Below are 17,619 nucleotides of genomic sequence, written 5' to 3' on the forward strand. Positions count from 1 at the left end.
CGCGGCGGATTCCCCTCCCCATGACGCCCGCCGAGAAAGCCATGGAGGTGCACCGCCGCCTCTGCCCCGTCTACGGGTGCCCGATCGAGTACTTCAACCGGCTGGGGCCGCTGGAGGAACTCGTCTCCTCCTACCTCAACCACCGGACCAGGAACCGCGACGCCCGCCGCGCCTACGACGCGCTGCGCGCCGCCTTGCCGACATGGGAGGCGGTGCGCGACGCGGACGTGGCCGAGGTGGAGCGCCTGATCGCCCCCGCCACGTGGCCCGAGCAGAAGGCCCCCGGCCTGCAGCGCCTGCTGCGCGCGGTGGAGGCGAAGGCGGGGCGGCTGGACCTGGGCTTCCTCGCGGACATGCCCGTCCGCGACGCCCGCGACTGGCTGGAGGACCTCCCCGGCTGCGGACCCAAGACCTCCGCCGCCGTGATGTCCTTCTCGACCCTCCGCGCCCCCGCGCTGCCGGTGGACAGCCACCACCACCGCGTGGCCCAGCGCCTCGGGCTGATCGGGCCGCGCGTGGCCGTCGGCCCCTCCCACGCGGTCCTCGAAGGCTGGCTGCCCGCCGAGTGGGACGCCCAGACCGTCTACGACCACCATCAGGTGTTCATGCGCCACGGGCAGCGGGTCTGCCACTGGCGCGAGCCGGACTGCGCCGACTGCCCGCTCCTCGACCTCTGCCCCGAGGGCGCGGCGCAGGTGCCGGGCGCTGCCCGTGTCGCCGAGGTCGAGGAGCGGCAGGGGCGGCTGCTCTAGCTCGCCGCCCGCGCCGCGCGCTTGCGCTCGTGCGGGTCGAGGTGGCGCTTGCGCAGGCGCACCGAGTTCGGCGTGACCTCGACCAGCTCGTCGTCGTCGATGTAGGCGATGGCCTGCTCGAGGCTCAGCTTGACCGGCGGCGTCAGGCGCACCGCCTCGTCGTTGCCGCTCGCGCGGACGTTGGTCAGCTTCTTGCCCTTGAGCGGGTTCACCTCGAGGTCGTTGTCGCGGTTGTGCTCGCCGAGGATCATGCCCGTGTAGACCTTGTCCTGGGGCGACACGAAGAAGCGGCCCCGGTCCTCGAGGTTCCACAGCGCGTAGGCCACCGCCTCGCCGTCCTCCATCGAGATCAGGACGCCCGCGCGGCGACCGGGGATCTGGCCCTTGTAGGGCGCCCAGTCGTGGAACACGCGGTTCATCACGCCGGTGCCGCGCGTGTCGGTCAGGAACTCGCCGTGATAGCCGATCAGGCCCCGCGACGGGACGTGCGCGATGATGCGGGTCTTGCCCGCGCCCGCCGCCTTCATCTCGACCAGTTCGCCCTTCCGGGCGCCGGTGATCTTCTCGATGACCACGCCGGAATACTCGTCGTCGACGTCGATAGTCACTTCCTCGACCGGTTCCAGCCGCTGGCCGCCCTCCTCGCGGAAGAGCACCTGCGGGCGCGAGATCGAGAGCTCGAACCCCTCGCGGCGCATGTTCTCGATGAGCACGCCCATCTGCAGCTCGCCCCGGCCCGCGACCTCGAACGCCTCGCCGCCCGGCGTGTCGGTGACGCGGATGGCGACGTTCTGCTCGGCCTCCTTCATCAGGCGGTCGCGGATGACCCGGGACTGCACCTTCTTGCCGTCGCGGCCCGCCAGCGGGCTGTCGTTGATGCCGAAGGTGACGGTGATGGTCGGCGGGTCGATGGGCTGCGCGGGCAGCGGCACGTCGATGGCGGGGTCGGCCATCGTGTCGGCGACGGTGGCCTTCGTCATGCCCGCGAGGGTCACGATGTCGCCCGCCTCGCCCAAGGGGATCGACTGCTGCGACAGGCCGCGGAAGGCGAGGACGTCCTTCACGCGGAACTGCTCGATCACCTCGCCCGTGCGCGACAGCGCCTTGATGGTCTGGCCCGCCTTCACGGTGCCCGACTCGATGCGGCCCGTCAGGGTGCGCCCGATGAACGGGTCGGCGCCCAGGGTGGTGGCCAGCATGCGGAACGGCTCGCCGCGGGCCTCGATCTGGCGCGGAGCAGGGACGTGGGAGACGATCAGCTCGAACAGCGCCGTCAGGTCCTTGCGCGGCCCGTCCAGCTCCGTGTCGGCCCAGCCGGAGCGGCCGGAGGCGTAGAGATGGGGGAAGTCGAGCTGCTCGTCGTTGGCGCCCAGCGAGGCGAAGAGGTCGAAGCACTCGTCCAGCGCGCGGTCCGGCTCGGCGTCGGGCTTGTCGACCTTGTTGAGGACGACGATCGGGCGGAGGCCCAGCGCGAGGGCCTTGCTGGTCACGAACTTCGTCTGGGGCATCGGGCCCTCGGCGGCGTCGACCAACAGGACCACGCCGTCGACCATGGAGAGGATGCGCTCCACCTCGCCGCCGAAGTCGGCGTGGCCGGGGGTGTCGACGATGTTGATGCGGGTGCCGTCCCACTCGACCGAGGTGGCCTTGGCGAGGATCGTGATCCCGCGCTCGCGCTCCAAGTCGTTGGAATCCATGGCCCGCTCGGTCGTGGCCTCGTTCTCGCGGTAGGTGCCCGACTGCTTGAGCAACTCGTCCACGAGCGTCGTCTTGCCGTGGTCGACGTGGGCGATGATGGCGACGTTTCGCAGGTCCATGGGGAACTCCGGGAGAAGGAAGGCGACGGGTCGGTCGGGGATCGCGCGCCCCTATCAGGGCTTTGCAGCGTTGGCCATATGGCAATGCTGCGGTGCAGAAAGAAGGGGCGGCGGTCCGCCGCAGGGCGCCGGGGGGGCTTCCGGGCGGGGATGCTCGGGGTCAGAAACGGGGCATGCTGCGATTCGCCCTCCTCTGGCTCCTCGCCCTGCCCGCCTCCGCCATGGAGTTCCCGGCGCCGGTGACGGACGACGCATACCTGCCCACCGATCCGGCCGTGGTGGCATGGGGACGGCTGCTGTTCTGGGATCCGATCCTGTCGGGCAACCGCAACATCTCCTGCGGGACGTGCCACCATCCGGCCTTCGGCACGGGCGACGGTCTGGCGCTGGGCCTCGGCGAGGGCGGCGTGGGGCTGGGGCCGGAGCGCGCGGCGGACCCGGCGAACGTCCCGGAGGACCGCATCCCGCGCAACGCGCCGGGGCTGTGGAACCTCGGCGCGCGCGAGTTCACCGTGATGTTCCACGACGGGCGGATCGAGGAGACGGCGGACGGCCTGCGCACCCCGATGGGCGAGGAGATGACCCAAGGGTTCGACACGCTGCTGTCGGCGCAGACGATGTTCCCGGTGCTGTCGGCGGACGAGATGGCGGGGCAGGCCAACGAGAACGACGTGGCCCGCATGGTCCGCTCGGGGCGGATCACGGGGCCGGGCGGCGCGTGGGACATCCTCGCCCGCCGGGTCGAGGCGGTGCCCGAGTACCGCGCCATGTGGGAGGCCGCGTTCCCCGGCGACGACGCGCTGGACTTCACCGATATCTCGGACGCCATCGCGCAGTTCGTGGAGCACGAGTGGCGGTCCGACACGTCCCCCTTCGACGCGTGGTCGCGGGGCGAGGCGGAGCTGCACCCCGTCGCGCTGCGTGGCGCGGAGCTGTTCTACGGGAGCCTCGGCTGCGCCGACTGCCATGCGGGGCCGTTCCAGACCGATCACGGCTTCCACGCGATGGGCCAGCCGCAGATCGGGCCGGGCAAGGCGATGGCCTTCGAGGACCATGCCCGCGACACGGGGCGCGAGCGGGTGACGGGCGATCCGGCGGACGCCTACGCGTTCCGCACGCCGTCCCTGCGCAACGTGACGGAGACGGGACCTTGGGGGCATGCGGGCGCCTACGACGACCTGCGGGCCTTCGTGGAGGCGCACGCCGCGCCGCGCGCCGCGTTGGAGGCGTTCGAGCCGGGGACGGTGAAGCTGCCCCTGCTGGCCGCCGCCGAGGACTGGCGGGAGACGGCCCCGGAGGCGCGGGCGGCCATCGCGGCGGCGGTGAAGGGGCCGGAGCGGGCGGTGACGGAGGACGAGGTGACGGCGCTGATGGCGTTCCTCGAGACGCTGCGCGACGAAGGGGCGCTGCGGGGTCGGTCGGGCGTGCCGGAGACGGTGCCCTCGGGGCTGGCGGTGGATCGCGGGGAGTGACCGGCGGCTTGGCGTGGACCCTCGACCGGGAGGCGGACACGCCCGCCGGTCGGGTCGCGTGGGGCATGGCGGGGGCGGGCCCGCCCCTCGTCCTCGCGCATGGGTGGCCGTGGTCGTCCCGTGCGTGGCACCGGATCATCCCGGCGCTGGCCGAGCGGTTCACGGTGCATTGGTACGACATGCCGGATTTCGGGCGGTCGGAGATGCGCGCCGACCGGCCCTCGGGGCTGGACGTGCAGGGGGAGACCTTCGCGCTGCTGCTGGAGCGGTGGGGCCTCGACCGGCCGCGGGTGTGGGCGCACGACTTCGGGGGCGCGGTCGCGCTGCGGGCGCACCTGCTGCACGGGCGGGCCTTCGACCGCCTCGTGCTGATGAACGTGGTGGCGATGCGCCCGTGGGGGTCGGCCTTCTTCGACCATGTGGGGCGGCACGTGGACGCCTTCACGGGGCTGCCGCCGCACATCCATGCGGCGGTGGTGCGCGCCTACGTGGAGGGCGCGCTGGCGCACGGGCTGGGGGCCGACGACCTCGACGCGCTGGTGGCGCCGTGGCTGTCGGAGGCGGGGCGGGCGAGCTTCTACCGGCAGTTCGCGCAGGCCGACGAGCGGTTCACGGCGGAGGTGGAGCCGATGTTCGGCGCGGTGCGCTGCCCCGTGCTGATCGCGTGGGGCGCGGACGATCCGTGGATCCCGCTGGACCGGGGCCGCGCGCTGCACGAGGCGATGCCGGGGGCGCGGTTCGAGGCGCTGCCGGGGCTAGGCCACCTGCCGCAGCTGGAGGGGCCGGAGGCCGTGCTGGAACGCGTGACGGGGTTCCTCGCCGCCTGACCGGCAACCCTGCGCCCACGCACGGAGTTGTCATCGCATGTCGCGCCCCGCCTCCCCATATGGAGGGAGACAGCCGCACAGGAGACCGCCGCCATGACCCGCGCCAAGGCCCTCGCCACCGCCCTCGCCGCCGCCACCGTCTCGCTCGCGCCGCCGCTGCCCGCCAGCGCGCAGGGCGTGTTCGTGCCGCCGCCCTCGCAGCAGCGGGCCGCGCCGCTGACGGGCGCGCGGGCGAACATCGCGCAGCAGCTCTACCAGTACGGCTACGGGGACGTGGACGTGCGGCGGCTGACCACCAGCCAGGTGGCGCAGATCAACTACCTGCTGCACGCGGGCCGGTCGGGCGGGGACACGCGCGCGCTGATCGGCGCGGCGCTGGCCCGTCCGGGGCGGCTCCAGTCCCTCATCACCGGCAACGCCAGCGTCGGCGTCGGCGTGACCCGGCGGAACTGAGGATGCGCGCGCTCCTGATCGCCGCGGCGCTGGCCGCCGCCGCCGCGCCCGCCGCCGCGCAGACGGCCAAGCCCGCGCAGACGAGCCAGCTGGCGGCGGGGGTGCAGCGCACGCTCGACGTGCTGGGCTTCCGCGAGGTGGACGCCCGGAGCCTCATCACCCGGCAGCTGGCCGCGATCCACCTCAACGTCGCGCCGCGCGCGCCGGGCTTCGGGTCGCGGTGGATCAACCTCCGGCAGGAGGTGAAGGTGATCCTCGGCTGGGACGGCTACGAGACGCGGGGCTAGACGGCGGCCTTCCGGCTCTCCTCCAGATAGGCCTCGCGCAGGCGGCGGGCGACGGGGCCGACCTGCCCGCCTCCGATGGAGGCGCCGTCGATCTCGACCACCGGCATGACGAAGGTCGACGCGGAGGTGACGAAGGCCTCGTCGGCGGCCAGCGCCTCCTCTAGGGTGAAGGGCCGCTCCTCGACCGTCAGCCCCTGCTCGGCGGCGACCTTGAGGACGGCGGCGCGGGTGATGCCGTGCAGGATCTCCTCGCCGAGGTGCCGCGTGACCAAGGTGTCGCCCTTGACGATGTAGGCGTTGTTGGAGGTGCCCTCGGTGACGTGGCCGTCCTCGACCATCCACGCGTCGTCGGCGCCGCGGGCCTTGGCCTCCATCTTGCCCATCGACGGGTAGAGCAGCTGCACCGTCTTGATGTCGCGACGGCCCCAGCGGCGGTCGGGGATCGAGACGACGGACATGCCGGTGCGGGCCTTGGGGGCGTCGGCGAGGCCGGGCTTGGCTTGGGTGAAGAGGACGACCGTCAGCGGCGTGGACGGGTCGGGATAGGCGAAGTCGCGGTCGGCGGCGCCGCGCGTGACCTGGAGGTAGACGAGGCCGTCCTCGATGCCGTTCTCGGCCACCAGCCGGCGGTGGATCGCCAGCAGGTCGTCGCGGGACATGGGCATGGCCATGCCCAGCTCTCGGAGCGAGCGCTCCAGCCGGACGGCGTGGCCCTCGAAGTCGATGAGCTTGCCGCCGAGGACGCTGGTGACCTCGTAGACGCCGTCGGCGAACAGGAAGCCGCGGTCGAACACGGAGACCTTGGCCTCGGCCTCGGGGACGAACTCTCCGTTGACGTAGACGGTGCGCATGACGGGCCCTCCTCTTCGCCCTCCCGATTGGGGGAGGGCGGGGGAGGCGTCAAGCTGGCGCGGCGCTCACTCGGCGGCGAGGTGGCCCGCGGGCGCGGGCCGGTCGGCCACGTAGTCGAGCGCGGGGGTGCGGCGCACGGCGGTGGCGCGCTTGAACTCGTAGCGCATCCCGCCGGCGGCGGTCGGCTCCATCGCGACGATCAGGCAGGTCCGCACGAGGCGGGCGCCGTCGTGGATCTCGACGAGGCCGCGCAGCCGGGGCGCGTCGGCCAAGGCGACCTCGAACCCGGTGGCGTCGAGCGCGACGATGGGCAGCCACGTCTCGCCGACCTGCACCCGCAGGCGGCCCTTGCGCTTGGTCCGCTGGGCCCGCGCGCGCTCGAGGCCCTCGCGGACCTCCTTGGGGAGGAAGTAGAGATCGGACATGGCCCCGTGCCCCCTTTCGATCCGGCGCGGGCGATTCTCGGCCGACGGCCCGCGCGGGTTAGACTGGGGGACGAACGTAACGAGTCAATGAACGGTTCCACACGTCAGGGTTGTGTCGTGCGCGGGCGCAGGACGTGGGGCCGATTCGGGTCGTAGAGCGCGCTGTCGGGGAAGTCGCCGGCGGCCTGCGCGCCGCCCAGCGCGGGGCCGACGAGGATCAGCGCGGTGCGGGTGATCTTGGCGGCGCGCACCTCGGCGTGGACCGTCGAGAGGGTCGCGCGGATGAAGTGCTCGTCGGGCCAGCCCACGCGGGTCGCGACGACCACGGGGCAGTCCGGGCCGTAGTGGGGCGTGAGCGTGCGCTCGATCTCGCGCAGGGCGCGGATGCCGAGGTGGATCGCCAGCGTGGCGCCGGTGCGGGCGAAGTTCTCGAGCGTCTCGCCGGGGGGCATGGAGGTCGACTTCATGCTCATCCGGGTCAGCACGATGGACTGTGCCACTTGGGGCACGGTCAACTCCCGACCCAAGGCCGCCGCCGCCGCCGCGTAGGCGGGGACGCCCGGGCAGATGTCGTAGGGGATCGCGTCCCGGTTGAGCAGGCGGATCTGCTCGGCGATGGCGCCGTAGAGACTGGGGTCGCCGGAATGGACGCGGGCCACGTCCTCGCCGCGCGCGTGGGCGGCGACGATCTCGGCATGGGTCTGCTCCAGCGTCATGGGCGCGGTGTCGAGGACGCGCGCGCCCTCGGGGGCCTCGGCGACCACGGCCGCCGGGACGAGGGAGCCCGCGTAGAGGCAGGTGGGGCAGGCGCGGATCAGGCGCTGCGCCTTGAGGGTTAGGAGCTCGGGGTCGCCGGGGCCGGCGCCGATGAAGTGGACGGTCATGGCGTCTCCTGTCGGAGGGGGCGCTGCCCCCGCGCCTGCGGCGCTCCCCCGAGGTATTTGGGCCAAGATGAGGGAGTCATGCGAGGTCGCCCCCGGCCATCTTCCGGGCGTAGCCGCGCGGGGTGTAGAGGCGCGGCCCCTCGGCGGTGTCGAGGATGCGGGTGTTGGACGAGCCGATCAGGACCACGGTGAGCATGTCGATCTCGTCGACCTCCACCTCGGCAAGCTTGCGGATGCGCAAGCGTTCCTCGGGGCGGCCCAGCGACGAGGCGAGCAGGACGGGCGTGTCGCCGGGACGGCCCGTGAGGAGGATGTCGCGAGCCTGCGCCATCAGATCCCGGCGCTTCTTGGAGACCGGGTTGTAGAGGGCCACGACGAAGTCGCCGTCGGCGGCGGCGCGGAGGCGGCGCAGGATGTCGTCGCGGGGCGTCAGCAGGTCCGAGAGCGAGATGGCGCAGAAGTCGTGGCCCAGCGGCGCGCCGGAGCGGGCGGCGGCGGCCTGCAGCGCGGAGATGCCCGGCGCATGGACGACCGACACGCCGCCCCATGCGCGGGGCGCGTCCTCGCGGTCCATCAGTTCGAGGACGAGCGCGCCCATCGCGTAGATGCCCGCGTCGCCGGAGCAGATCAGCGCGACGTCGCGGCCTTCGGCGGCGCGGTCGAGGGCGTGGCGGCAGCGCGCCTCCTCGCCGCCCAAGGGGAAGTCGGCGCGCGGCTTGCCCGCCGCGAGGGGGCCGAGGAGGTCGATGTAGAGGGAGTAGCCGACGAGTTCGTCCGCGTCGGCGATCAGGCGGCTGGCCTCGGGCGTGCGCCACGCGGCCTGCCCCGGCCCGATCCCCACGAGGGAGACGCGGCCCCGGCGGCGGCCATTCAGGTGGACGATCGGTTCGGGCGCCTCGGCCACGGCGACGGTGGCCATGGCGGACTTGTGCTTGGGCCGGGCGAGGGTGGCGTCGGGTCCGGCGAGGGCGAGGGCCGCGTTCTCGGCCACGCCGTGGGTGCCGAGTTCGGCGAACACCACGTCGGAGGGGGTGGCGGTGCGGGGCGTCTCGGCCTCCAGCGCGGCGGCGTCGAAGAGGCGAAGGGGGAGGTCCATGCGCTTGGCAAGCGCGACGATGGCGGGCTCGTCGGCCTTGAGGTCGGCGGTGGCGATGGCGGCGAGGGCTCCGGGCGCGAGGTCGAGGTCGGCCAGTGCTTCGTCGACCAGGCCGGCCAGCTCCGCCTCGGGGCAGCCGCGCGAGGCACCGACGCCGAGGACGAAGCGGCGGGGGTGGAAGACGAGGTGGTCGTCCGCGCCCTCGGTCGGTCTCGTGGTGCCGGTGATGCGGACGGCGTCGCCCGGCGGCAGGTCGAGCCACGGGACGCCGTCCACCGCCGCGCCGCCGCCGGACAGGAGTGCGGCCATCGCGGGCTTGGCGTGCTGCGGGTTGGTCAGCGTCCAGCCGGCGGGCGGCTCGTCCAGCGCGACGCCGAGGGCCACGTCCCCGGCGGTGGTGACCGCCGCCGTGCCGCCGGTGGCCTCGGCGATGCGCCGGGCCAGCCGGTTCGCGCCGCGATGGCCGCCGAGGAGGGGGACGACGACCGCGCCGTCGTCGGAGACGGAGAGGACCGGCGGCTCGGCGCGCTTGTCGGACAGGAGGGGAGCGACGCCGCGGATGAGGATGCCGCTGGCGCAGACGCCGACGATGGCGGTCCCGGCGGCGAAGAGGTCGCGGGCGTGGGCGAGGGCGTCGGGGAAGGTGACGTCCGCGTCGACGCGGCCCTCGCGGCCGTGGAGCGGCGCACCGAGGGCATCCGCCACCTTGCGGGCGGTGGGGAGCCCGGAGGCATTGATCGCCATCACCACTACGTCCATGGATCGGCCCCCTTCGTCACGAGGATCATCGAGAAGTACGGGGCGTCGTCGGGGGCGTCCGCGAGCGGCAGCACCCGCTCCACCCCCGTCGTCGCGCGCTCCACGTAGGTCGCGTCCAGCCCCTCGGCGGCGAGCAGTGCGCGCAGGCGCGGCAGGTGGCGGCCCACCTTCATGATCGCCACCGTGTCCGCATCGCGCAGCCGGTCGCGCAGGGCGTCGTCGGGCAGCGTGCCGGGGAGGATCGTCATCGTCTCGTCGCGGGCGGCCAGCGGCAGGGCGGCGGCGGCGGCGCAGGCGGTGAAGGAGGTGACGCCGGGGGTGACGACGACGCGGAAGCGGTCGCGCAGGCGGGCCATGAGGTACATGAACGATCCGTAGAAGAGGGGGTCGCCCTCGCAGAGCGCGACCACGTCGCGGCCTGCGGCGAGGTGGGCGGCGATGCGGGCGGCGCCGTCGTCGTAGGCCGCCTGCGCGGGGGCACGGGCGCGGGTCATGGGGATTTCGATGCGGACCTCCTCGGCCGTGGCCTGGATGAGGTCGGCGGCGATGGCGCGCGCGAGGCTGTCGCCGCCCGCGAGGGACGGGTAGGCGATGACCTGCGCGCGCTCGATCAGGCGCGCGGCGCGCAGCGTCAGCAGGTCGGGCGCGCCGGGGCCGAGGCCGACGCCGTGGAGGGTGCCGGTCATCGCTTCACGAGGCTCCACTGCGTCACCGGCATAGAGGGGCGCCAGCCGCGGAAGCGGCCCACCGCCTCGGCGCGCCCGACCTCCAGCCGCACGAGGTCGCCGCCGTGGCGGGCGTGGAGGTCCGACAGCCTCGCCTCGCTCTCCAAGGTCACGGCGTTGGCCACGAGGCGGCCCAGCGGCTTAAGCGCGGCCCAGCAGGCGTCGAACGCGGCCTCCGACAGGCCGCCGCCGAGGAACACCGCGTCGGGGGCGGGCAGGCCGGAGAGCGCGGCGGGGGCCTCGCCCTCGATGAGTTGCAGCTGAGGGGCGCCGAGGGCCAAGGCGTTCTCGGCGGCCATGGCGCGGCGGTCGGCGCGCGGCTCGATCCCGATGCAGCGGGCGTAGCGGGCGGCGCGCATCCACTCGATGCCCACCGAGCCGGAGCCGGAGCCGACGTCCCACAGCAGCGCGCCGCGCATGGGCATGAGCTTGGCGAGGGTGGCGGCGCGGACCTCGCGCTTGGTCATGGTGCCGTCGTGGCGGAAGAGGTCGTCGGCCAGCCCCGGCACGCGCGGCTGGAGCGCGGCGTCGGGGGCGGCGACGCACTCGACGGCCAGCGTGTTGAAGGGGGGGACGTCGTGGTCCCACGCCTCCGCCGTGCCGTCGAAGCGGCGCTCGTCGGCACCGCCCATCGCGGCGAGGACCGTCATGGGGGAGCGGCCGTAGCCGCGCGTCGCGAGGAAGCGGGCGATCCGGGCGGGGGTGTCGGCGCCGGTGGTCAGGATCAGCAGGCGTGCGTCGGGCTGGATGAAGGCGATCATCTGCTCGACGGGGCGCCCGTGGACCGTGAGCGTCTCGACGTCCGCCATGCTCCACCCCATGCGCGCGGCGGCAAGCTGGAAGGCCGACAGTTGCGGGTGGTAGGTGATCTCGCCCGGCGGGATGGCGCGGCCGATGCGGGCGCCGACGGAGAACCAGAGCGGATCGCCCGTGGCGAGGACGGCGACGCGGCGGCCCCGGAAGCCGCGGATCGTCTCGATCATGGCGTCGAAGGGGGAGGGCCACGCGACCCGCTCGGCGGTGACGGCGTCGGAGAGGTGGTGGTGGCGGTCGCCGCCGACGATGACCTCCGCGCTCTCGACGATGGCGCGCGCGGCGGGGGCGAGGCCGTCGAGCCCGTCCTCGCCGATGCCGACGACGTGGAGCCACGGATCGCTCACTGCTCGCCTCCGCTGGCGAGGATCGACAGCGCGTTCACCGCCGCGCTGGCCATCGCGCTGCCGCCGCGCCGTCCGCGCAGGGCGAGGTAGGGGGCGCCGCGGGGGTCGCGGGCCAGCTCGGCCTTGGATTCGGCGGCGCCGACGAAGCCCACGGGGAAGCCGAGGATGGCGGCGGGCTTCGGCGCGCCCTCGTCCAGCCGCTCTAGCAGGCGGAAGAGGGCGGTGGGCGCGTTGCCGATGGCGATCACGGCGCCCCCGGTCTCCCACAGGTCGACGGCGGCGGCGGAGCGGGTGGTGCCGACCTCCTTGGCCCGGTCGGGGACGGAAGGGTCGTTGAGGGTGCAGACGACCACGTTGCCCGCGGGCAGCAGGCGGCGGGTGACGCCGCTGGCCACCATCTCGCAGTCGCAGAGGACGGGGGCGCCGGAGCGGAGCGCCGCCGCGCCCGCCTCGGCCACGTCGGCGCTGTAGGCGAGGCGGTCGGCCACCTCGACCATGCCGCAGGCGTGGATCACTCGGACGGCCATCTCGGCCACGTCCGGGGGGAAGCGGTCCAGCGCGGCCTCCCTGCGGACGGTGGCGAAGGAGGCGGCGTAGATCGACTGGGGGTCGCGCTCGTAGGGGCGCATTCTAGCGGCGCGCGCCGGGGGCGCCGCCCCCGGACCCCCGGGATATTTCCGCCAAGAAAGGGAGGGTCATGCCTTGGCGGTCCGGCGAGCGGATTCCGGGCCGTGCGGGTGGTCGGCATGGGGGTATTCGGCGTGGTGATGGTGGTGGCCATGATCGTGGTCGTGGCCATGATGATGGTGGTGGTGACCCGCGTGCTTTTGCATCTCGAGGCGGCAGAGGCCGGTGCAGAACGTGTCGCAGAGCGCGCAGTCGGCCACGTTGGAGCCGGGGGCGGACGCGCCCTGCCCCTCGACGTGGTGGTGGTGGCTTTCCTGCACGGCGCCGACCTCGTCCTCGAAGCCCAAGACGGCGGCGCGGTACTTGCAGGTGACGCAGACGGCGGGCGGGACGGCGCCGAAGGCGGGGTGGTCACGGGCCTCGGGCGGGACATGGACGTGCTGCCCGTCGGCCAGCGCCAGCACCTGCTCGCGGTAGCCGCAATCGGCGCAGTTGGGGGGCGGAACGGGGGCGTCCTGCTCCATCACGCGCTCGGCGAAGGTCTCCAGCACGAGCGGGTGGTCGCCCAGGTAGCCCGCCTTGACGAACTCGATGCCGGGGTTGGCGGCGGCCACGCGGTCGGTGAAGCCGTAGATGCGGTCGATCAGGATCCCCGAGAACAGGAAGTAGGGGAACACGACGATGCGGCGGTAGCCGAGGCGGGCGGCGTGCTCGAGGCAGGGCTCGACCAGCGGGAAGGTGACGCCGGAATAGCCCACCTCCAGCCAGCCGGTGCCCAGCCCCTCGTGCAGCATCCGCGCGACCTTGGCGACGTTGCCGTTGGCGTCCGGGTCCGACGCGCCGCGCCCGATGACGACGAGGCAGGTCTCGTGGAGGGGGACGTCGCCGGGGGCTGCGTCCAGCGCCTCGCGGATGCGCGCGCCCGCTGCCCGGATCATCTTGGGATCGACGCCCAGCTCGCGCCCGTAGGAGACGTCGATCCCGTGCTGGCGCGCGTAGGTGTTGAGCACCGTGGGGATGTCGTTCTTGGAATGCATCGCCGCGAAGAGCATGCCGGGCACGGCGAGGATGCGCTCGCAGCCCGCCGCGCGCAGGCGGTCCAGCCCGTCGCGGATCACCGGGTTGGCGAACTCGAGGTAGCCGTAGTCGACGACCCAGTCCTCGGGCAGCAGGGCGGGCAACTTCTCGGCCAGCACGGCGAACTCGCGCACGGCGTCTTGGCTGCGCGAGCCGTGGCCGCAGATCATGACACCGGTTTTCATGCGGGCTGCTCCCCGGGGTCGGCGTCGGCGGGCGCCTCGGCCTCCGGCTCCTTGTCCTTCTTGCGCCCGCCCCACCACGCGGCGAGGCCCGCCGCGACGGTCACGCCGATGCCGATGCCCGCGACCCAGTGGTCGTGGCCGGCCAGCTCGCCCAGATGTCCCGCGTGCGATGGAATGCGCATCGGAGTGTCCCCCTGCCCCCGATGCCGTCCGACGATGCCGGGCGCGGCCCCCGGCTTGGGTCGGCCTGCCCGCGTCCACCTGTCCGGCCCCCGTGGGGCGTCGTCGGGTCGGGGCTAGCGGGCGCCGCCGGGCGGCACAAGCGCGTCCGCGGCGTCCAATACCTCGACGGCGACATGGTGCGTCCGCGTGTCGCCGTGGCCGAGCAGGTCGGCGTCCCCCTCGGCCCGCAGGGGCGGGGCGGGGTGGGTGCCGGGCTCCAGCCCCAGCGCGTAGAGGCCCGAGCGGTAGCAGCCCCATTGCAGCAGGTGGGGCAGGTCGTGGGTCAGGCGGACCGACAGGCCCAGCGCCTCGTTCGTCACGGTGGCCGAGGGGCCGGGCGCGCGGTGCTGCCAGACCCATTCGGGGCGGTCGGGGGCGGGGGCGGGGACGGCGCGCCAGTCGGGGTCGCCGTCATGGGCGGTCCACGCGATGCCCTCGCCCTCGACGTCGATGCGCGCGCCCTCGTCCAGCAGGGGCCAGCCGAGGTTGACGTGGTAGAGCATCTGGTGCGGCGTGGGGGCGAAGCCGAGGTTCTCGACGGTGTCCGTGATCGACAGGCGCGTCCCGCGCAGCTCGATCCGGCGGCGCAGCTCGAGATGCTCGCCGAACACGGCCGCCTGCCGCACGTTGCCCTCGGCCCAGAGCGTCGGCCCGTCCGCCCAGTCGATGCCGTGGCCGGTCAGCGTCGCGGGCAGGGTCGCCACCCGCCCGTGCAGCGGCAGCGCGCGGGTGGTCCGCCGGGGGTCGCCGTAGGGGCGCGCGTCCCCCTCCGCCGGGCCCATCGCGTGGTCCAGCCCGCAGGTCGCCAAGAGGCCGGTGAAGCCCCGGAGCCAGCCGCCCATGCCCTCCTCCTCGGGGTGGAGCAGCGCGGGCGCGACGAGGCCGGTCGGGGAGTGCCAGCCGATCTCGCGGCCCGCGTGGCGCAGGGCGAGGACGTCGAGGGCTCGATCGACGGCGATCTCGGCCTCCATCGGGCCCGCGCGCAGCAGCAGGAGGCGGGCGCCGCGCTCCATGCCTTCGGCGCAGGTGACGAGGCGGATCGAGACGCGCGGGTCGCGGGTGCCGGACTTGGCGGTATCGAATGGGGCGGGATCGAACGGGGCGGGGTCGGACATGGTGCGGACGGTCGCCGCGCCGCCCCGGAGCGTCAACCCGAGGGGACGCCCACGCGCCCCACGCCGGGCAGCTTCACGGCCGGGCGGCGGAGGTCGACGCCCACGGTCTGGCCGAGGAACTGCACCTCCAGGCCGGTGCGCGGCCCCGCCGACAGGCCGACCACGCCCCATGCCGAGAGGTGCACGTCCCCGCCCGCGTCGCGGGTCCAGCGCAGCCCGTCGCCGAGCCAGTCCTTCCCGACCGCGATGGGCGGGAGGGCCACGCCGAGTTCGGGCACCTCGCGCAGCATCGTGGCGACGAAGGTGTTGGAGTTCGGTCCGGGCAGGAGGCGGTAGTCGCCGGTGCCGCCGTGGGGATAGGCGGCGACGGCGGCCTCCAGCTTGGGGATCGCGGCCTCGGCGGCCGCGCCCGAGACGGTGCCCACGATCCACGGGTCGTTCGAGTACCAGCGTCCGTCCGGCGGATAGGCGTCGCGGCGCAGCGCCCGGCCCCAGCCGACGACGTCGTGGCGGGTCCAGCGGGCGTCGCCCGCGCGCTTCCACACGAGCCACGAGTGGACGGAGACCGCGCCCTTCCAGCCGCCGGTGCGGGCGGCGAGGACGTGGACGGTGGCCTCGGGCACGGTCGCGGCGGCGGGCAGCAGGCCGGACGGCCCCCAGTCGGCGGCGCGCCACGTGTTCGGGCGGTCCACGACGGCCCACCACGCCGTGGCGGCGAGGAGGGGCGTGGCGAAGACGAGCAGGAAGATCAGCATGGGGAGGCGGAGGCGGCGGAGCATGGTCGCCATACTTGGGGTCGGCCGCGGGCCGCGTCGAGGGGGTCGGCGGGGCGCGGCCGACCCGGCGCGCCGGGCCTACTCGTCGAGGAAGCACTCCTCCCGGTACGGGTTGCAGTCCTCGCGCGGATGCACGCGGTCCCACTCCTCCGCCCGCCGGTCGTTCCAGTACTCCGCCCGCGTGCGCCGCCACAGGTGGAGGCAGCCGCCCGCGTCGTCGGCGATGCGGCCCCACGCGGCCTCGACCAGTTGGGGCGGCAGGAGGAAGTCGGGGCTCACCTCGGTCTCCAGCGCGGACTGGCAGGCGGCGAGCGGACGCTTGGAGGCCGGCCACGGCGCGGAGGCGGACGGGCGGGACGCGCCCGTCGCGTCGGCGCGGAAGGTTGCCCGGCAGGAGTCCCGGCCGATCACGACCGCCGCGTTCAGCCGGATCATGTCGCGCGGGATCAGCAGCCGGGAGTCGATCTGGGCCAGCGCCGTCTGGCAGGCGTCCATGTCGGGCGCCACGCCCCCCCGGATCGGGGGATCGTCCGGCGCGGCGGGCGCGGCACGGGCCGCCGCCAGGTCCGCGCGCAGGCGCTCCAGCTCCGCCTGCGCGGCGCCGAGCTCCTCTCGGGCCCTGCGCTCGGCCCTGCGCGCGCGCAGGGCGTCGTTGCGCTGCTCCAGCATCCGCGCCCGCGAGGCCTCCCAGCGCGCGGAAAGGTCGGACAGCTCGCGCGAGAGGTCGGCGACGGTCTCCCGCGCGGTCTCCAGCTCCTCCCGCAGGCGGGCCGCCTCCGCGCCGTCCGGGGCGGGCGCGGCCGATCCGCGCGGCAGGGCCGCGGCCACCGCGTCGAGGTCGACGCACCGGTCCTCCCGCACCCCGTCGGCGTCGAACACGCGCCGCGTCCCGTCGGGCAGCAACTGCACCACCCGCCCCTCGGACACGAGCGTGAGGACGCCCCCGATCTCCTCGGCGCTGCCGGACCCCTCCGGCAGGGGCGTCAGCGCCCCGTCGGCGCCGCGCGCGATCAGGTGGGTCTCGGCCTCCGCGCCCTCGCCGCAATGGCGCAGCAGGACTCCCTCCTCGGCGGCCGCGGGGGCCGCCATCGTCCCGACCGCCAGCAGGGCGGCCCGGAGCGGATGCCTCAATGCGTCCAAGCGCCCCGGCGGTTCGTGGCGAAGTTCTCGCCGTAGCCGCCCGCCCGGATGTTGGGGCGCCGCCCCTGCGGGCGCATCACCACGTAGTCGATCCCGTGGTCGCGGGCGTAGCCCTCGGCCTCCTTGCGGGACTCGAAGGCCAGCTTGACCTGCGGCTGCGTGTCCGTGGACCCGGTCCAGCCGGTCAGCGGATCGACCTCCTTCGGCGTCTCGGCCACGAACTCCAGCACCCACTCGCGGGTCTTGGCCGTGCCCGAGGACATGGCCGTCTTGGCGGGCTTGTAGATACGGGCGCGCATGGGTTCTGCCTCCGGTCCGGTCGCGCCCGTCTTATCGCCGCGCCGCGTCCGGCTTCAAGCGCTGCGGTGCCGCGGCCCCGCGCGCGAGGTCCAGCCGGTAGAACGCGCTGGCCGGGCCGTCCGCGTAGCCCGGGATCGCCCCGCAGGCGACGTAGCCCAGCCGCTCGTAGAGCCGCCGCGCCGCGCCGTATCCGGTGAGCCGGTCCGATCCGGTCTCGAGGACCAGCGCTGCGGCCCCGTCCGCGCGGGCGACGGCGGCGAGATGCGCCATCATCCGGGCGGCGAGGCCGCGGCCCCGCGCCGCGGCGGACGTGTGCACGGACTTCACCTCGAACGTGCCGTCGCCGAGGTCCTTGAGCGCGCCGATCACCACCACCCGGCCGGCCGCCTCGCCCGCCCAGACCCGCAGCCCCGGCGCGCCCAGCGCGTCGGCGTCGAGCGTGTGGTCGTCCGTGTCGGGCGAGTGCGCCGCGCTGTGCGCCCCGTGCGCCGCGATCAGCGCGGCGACCTGCGCCTCCGTCGCGGCGGCGGGCCGGATGTCCAAGCCGTCCATGGGTCGCGCCCCCCTGCAAAGCGGGCCCTCGATGCCCTATCTGTCACGCCTGCGCGAGAGGGGACGGACCATGGCCCACAACAACGACGACCAGCCCAAGGGCGAGATCCTGACCC

Annotated in this window: 20 protein-coding genes; 5 read left to right on the forward strand and 15 right to left on the reverse strand. The window is 74.4% G+C overall.

What is annotated here, in order from left to right:
- The first annotated feature begins 20 nt into the window (after window positions 1–20).
- Window positions 21–752 (forward strand): hypothetical protein, encoded by a 732-nt coding sequence (locus tag JQC91_RS02875; protein ID WP_203285256.1) that lies wholly within the window; start codon window positions 21–23, stop codon window positions 750–752.
- Here the strand turns inward: JQC91_RS02875 and typA are convergent.
- Entirely contained in the window at window positions 749–2,569 is a 1,821-nt protein-coding gene (gene typA, locus JQC91_RS02880; protein ID WP_203285257.1) for a translational GTPase TypA, read from the reverse strand. The genes JQC91_RS02875 and typA overlap by 4 nt on opposite strands.
- 173 nt (window positions 2,570–2,742) lie before the next feature.
- On the opposite strand from typA, the gene JQC91_RS02885 reads away from it, so the two are divergent.
- The 4 genes from JQC91_RS02885 (at window position 2,743) to JQC91_RS02900 (ending at window position 5,608) form a co-directional block, all read left to right on the forward strand.
- Window positions 2,743–4,041, forward strand: coding sequence for a cytochrome-c peroxidase (locus JQC91_RS02885; protein WP_203285258.1), 1,299 nt, complete (start codon window positions 2,743–2,745; stop codon window positions 4,039–4,041).
- Entirely contained in the window at window positions 4,038–4,868 is an 831-nt protein-coding gene (locus JQC91_RS02890) for an alpha/beta hydrolase (protein WP_343069890.1), read from the forward strand. The genes JQC91_RS02885 and JQC91_RS02890 overlap by 4 nt, the downstream gene beginning before the upstream one ends.
- Before the next feature lie 93 nt (window positions 4,869–4,961).
- Window positions 4,962–5,321 (forward strand): hypothetical protein, encoded by a 360-nt coding sequence (locus JQC91_RS02895; protein WP_203285259.1) that lies wholly within the window; start codon window positions 4,962–4,964, stop codon window positions 5,319–5,321.
- A 2-nt stretch (window positions 5,322–5,323) separates the two neighbouring features.
- A complete protein-coding gene (locus JQC91_RS02900; protein ID WP_203285260.1) occupies window positions 5,324–5,608 on the forward strand; it encodes a hypothetical protein in 285 nt (94 codons plus the stop codon).
- Here the strand turns inward: JQC91_RS02900 and JQC91_RS02905 are convergent.
- From JQC91_RS02905 to JQC91_RS02970, 14 genes are all read right to left on the reverse strand, one after another.
- Window positions 5,605–6,459: a D-amino-acid transaminase gene (locus JQC91_RS02905; RefSeq protein WP_203285261.1), complete on the reverse strand. Its 855-nt coding sequence runs from the start codon at window positions 6,457–6,459 to the stop codon at window positions 5,605–5,607. The genes JQC91_RS02900 and JQC91_RS02905 overlap by 4 nt on opposite strands.
- A 66-nt stretch (window positions 6,460–6,525) precedes the next feature.
- On the reverse strand, window positions 6,526–6,885 hold the full coding sequence (locus JQC91_RS02910; protein ID WP_203285262.1) for a hypothetical protein: 360 nt from the start codon (window positions 6,883–6,885) through the stop codon (window positions 6,526–6,528).
- A gap of 104 nt (window positions 6,886–6,989) precedes the next feature.
- Window positions 6,990–7,769, reverse strand: coding sequence for a precorrin-4 C(11)-methyltransferase (gene cobM, locus JQC91_RS02915; protein ID WP_203285263.1), 780 nt, complete (start codon window positions 7,767–7,769; stop codon window positions 6,990–6,992).
- 76 nt (window positions 7,770–7,845) lie between these two features.
- The gene (gene cobJ, locus JQC91_RS02920) at window positions 7,846–9,624 is read right to left on the reverse strand and encodes a precorrin-3B C(17)-methyltransferase (protein WP_203285264.1); all 1,779 of its coding nucleotides are present in this window, start codon (window positions 9,622–9,624) and stop codon (window positions 7,846–7,848) included.
- Window positions 9,615–10,310, reverse strand: a complete 696-nt coding sequence (gene cobI / locus JQC91_RS02925; RefSeq protein WP_203285265.1) for a precorrin-2 C(20)-methyltransferase — start codon at window positions 10,308–10,310, stop codon at window positions 9,615–9,617. Before cobI ends, cobJ begins: the two co-directional genes overlap by 10 nt.
- A complete protein-coding gene (gene cbiE / locus JQC91_RS02930) occupies window positions 10,307–11,509 on the reverse strand; it encodes a precorrin-6y C5,15-methyltransferase (decarboxylating) subunit CbiE (RefSeq protein ID WP_203285266.1) in 1,203 nt (400 codons plus the stop codon). The genes cobI and cbiE overlap by 4 nt, the downstream gene beginning before the upstream one ends.
- Window positions 11,506–12,138: a precorrin-8X methylmutase gene (locus tag JQC91_RS02935; RefSeq protein ID WP_203285267.1), complete on the reverse strand. Its 633-nt coding sequence runs from the start codon at window positions 12,136–12,138 to the stop codon at window positions 11,506–11,508. Before JQC91_RS02935 ends, cbiE begins: the two co-directional genes overlap by 4 nt.
- Before the next feature lie 66 nt (window positions 12,139–12,204).
- Window positions 12,205–13,398, reverse strand: coding sequence for a sirohydrochlorin chelatase (locus JQC91_RS02940; protein ID WP_203285268.1), 1,194 nt, complete (start codon window positions 13,396–13,398; stop codon window positions 12,205–12,207).
- Window positions 13,395–13,580, reverse strand: coding sequence for a DUF6732 family protein (locus JQC91_RS02945; RefSeq protein WP_203285269.1), 186 nt, complete (start codon window positions 13,578–13,580; stop codon window positions 13,395–13,397). Before JQC91_RS02945 ends, JQC91_RS02940 begins: the two co-directional genes overlap by 4 nt.
- Window positions 13,581–13,694: 114 nt before the next feature.
- On the reverse strand, window positions 13,695–14,735 hold the full coding sequence (locus JQC91_RS02950; RefSeq protein ID WP_203285270.1) for an aldose 1-epimerase family protein: 1,041 nt from the start codon (window positions 14,733–14,735) through the stop codon (window positions 13,695–13,697).
- A 32-nt stretch (window positions 14,736–14,767) separates the two neighbouring features.
- Complete coding sequence (locus tag JQC91_RS02955) at window positions 14,768–15,514, reverse strand: DUF3750 domain-containing protein (protein WP_203285271.1); 747 nt, start codon at window positions 15,512–15,514, stop codon at window positions 14,768–14,770.
- Window positions 15,515–15,589: 75 nt separating this feature from the next.
- A complete protein-coding gene (locus JQC91_RS02960) occupies window positions 15,590–16,642 on the reverse strand; it encodes a hypothetical protein (protein ID WP_203285272.1) in 1,053 nt (350 codons plus the stop codon).
- On the reverse strand, window positions 16,639–16,950 hold the full coding sequence (locus tag JQC91_RS02965) for an ETC complex I subunit (RefSeq protein ID WP_203285273.1): 312 nt from the start codon (window positions 16,948–16,950) through the stop codon (window positions 16,639–16,641). Before JQC91_RS02965 ends, JQC91_RS02960 begins: the two co-directional genes overlap by 4 nt.
- A 31-nt stretch (window positions 16,951–16,981) precedes the next feature.
- Complete coding sequence (locus tag JQC91_RS02970; RefSeq protein ID WP_203285274.1) at window positions 16,982–17,503, reverse strand: GNAT family N-acetyltransferase; 522 nt, start codon at window positions 17,501–17,503, stop codon at window positions 16,982–16,984.
- Window positions 17,504–17,619: the final 116 nt, after the last annotated feature.

Source organism: Jannaschia sp. Os4, assembly GCF_016820245.1.
GTDB lineage: Bacteria > Pseudomonadota > Alphaproteobacteria > Rhodobacterales > Rhodobacteraceae > Jannaschia.

Excerpts from the sequence above, each read along its gene's own strand:
- JQC91_RS02875 (WP_203285256.1), top strand. The coding sequence starts at position 21 with ATGACGCCCGCCGAGAAAGCCATGGAGGTGCACCGCCGCCTCTGCCCC.
- typA (WP_203285257.1), bottom strand. The coding sequence starts at position 2,569 with ATGGACCTGCGAAACGTCGCCATCATCGCCCACGTCGACCACGGCAAG.
- JQC91_RS02885 (WP_203285258.1), top strand. The coding sequence starts at position 2,743 with ATGCTGCGATTCGCCCTCCTCTGGCTCCTCGCCCTGCCCGCCTCCGCC.
- JQC91_RS02895 (WP_203285259.1), top strand. The coding sequence starts at position 4,962 with ATGACCCGCGCCAAGGCCCTCGCCACCGCCCTCGCCGCCGCCACCGTC.
- JQC91_RS02900 (WP_203285260.1), top strand. The coding sequence starts at position 5,324 with ATGCGCGCGCTCCTGATCGCCGCGGCGCTGGCCGCCGCCGCCGCGCCC.
- JQC91_RS02905 (WP_203285261.1), bottom strand. The coding sequence starts at position 6,459 with ATGCGCACCGTCTACGTCAACGGAGAGTTCGTCCCCGAGGCCGAGGCC.
- JQC91_RS02910 (WP_203285262.1), bottom strand. The coding sequence starts at position 6,885 with ATGTCCGATCTCTACTTCCTCCCCAAGGAGGTCCGCGAGGGCCTCGAG.
- cobM (WP_203285263.1), bottom strand. The coding sequence starts at position 7,769 with ATGACCGTCCACTTCATCGGCGCCGGCCCCGGCGACCCCGAGCTCCTA.
- cobJ (WP_203285264.1), bottom strand. The coding sequence starts at position 9,624 with ATGGACGTAGTGGTGATGGCGATCAATGCCTCCGGGCTCCCCACCGCC.
- cobI (WP_203285265.1), bottom strand. The coding sequence starts at position 10,310 with ATGACCGGCACCCTCCACGGCGTCGGCCTCGGCCCCGGCGCGCCCGAC.
- JQC91_RS02935 (WP_203285267.1), bottom strand. The coding sequence starts at position 12,138 with ATGCGCCCCTACGAGCGCGACCCCCAGTCGATCTACGCCGCCTCCTTC.
- JQC91_RS02940 (WP_203285268.1), bottom strand. The coding sequence starts at position 13,398 with ATGAAAACCGGTGTCATGATCTGCGGCCACGGCTCGCGCAGCCAAGAC.
- JQC91_RS02945 (WP_203285269.1), bottom strand. The coding sequence starts at position 13,580 with ATGCGCATTCCATCGCACGCGGGACATCTGGGCGAGCTGGCCGGCCAC.
- JQC91_RS02950 (WP_203285270.1), bottom strand. The coding sequence starts at position 14,735 with ATGTCCGACCCCGCCCCGTTCGATCCCGCCCCATTCGATACCGCCAAG.
- JQC91_RS02955 (WP_203285271.1), bottom strand. The coding sequence starts at position 15,514 with ATGCTCCGCCGCCTCCGCCTCCCCATGCTGATCTTCCTGCTCGTCTTC.
- JQC91_RS02965 (WP_203285273.1), bottom strand. The coding sequence starts at position 16,950 with ATGCGCGCCCGTATCTACAAGCCCGCCAAGACGGCCATGTCCTCGGGC.
- JQC91_RS02970 (WP_203285274.1), bottom strand. The coding sequence starts at position 17,503 with ATGGACGGCTTGGACATCCGGCCCGCCGCCGCGACGGAGGCGCAGGTC.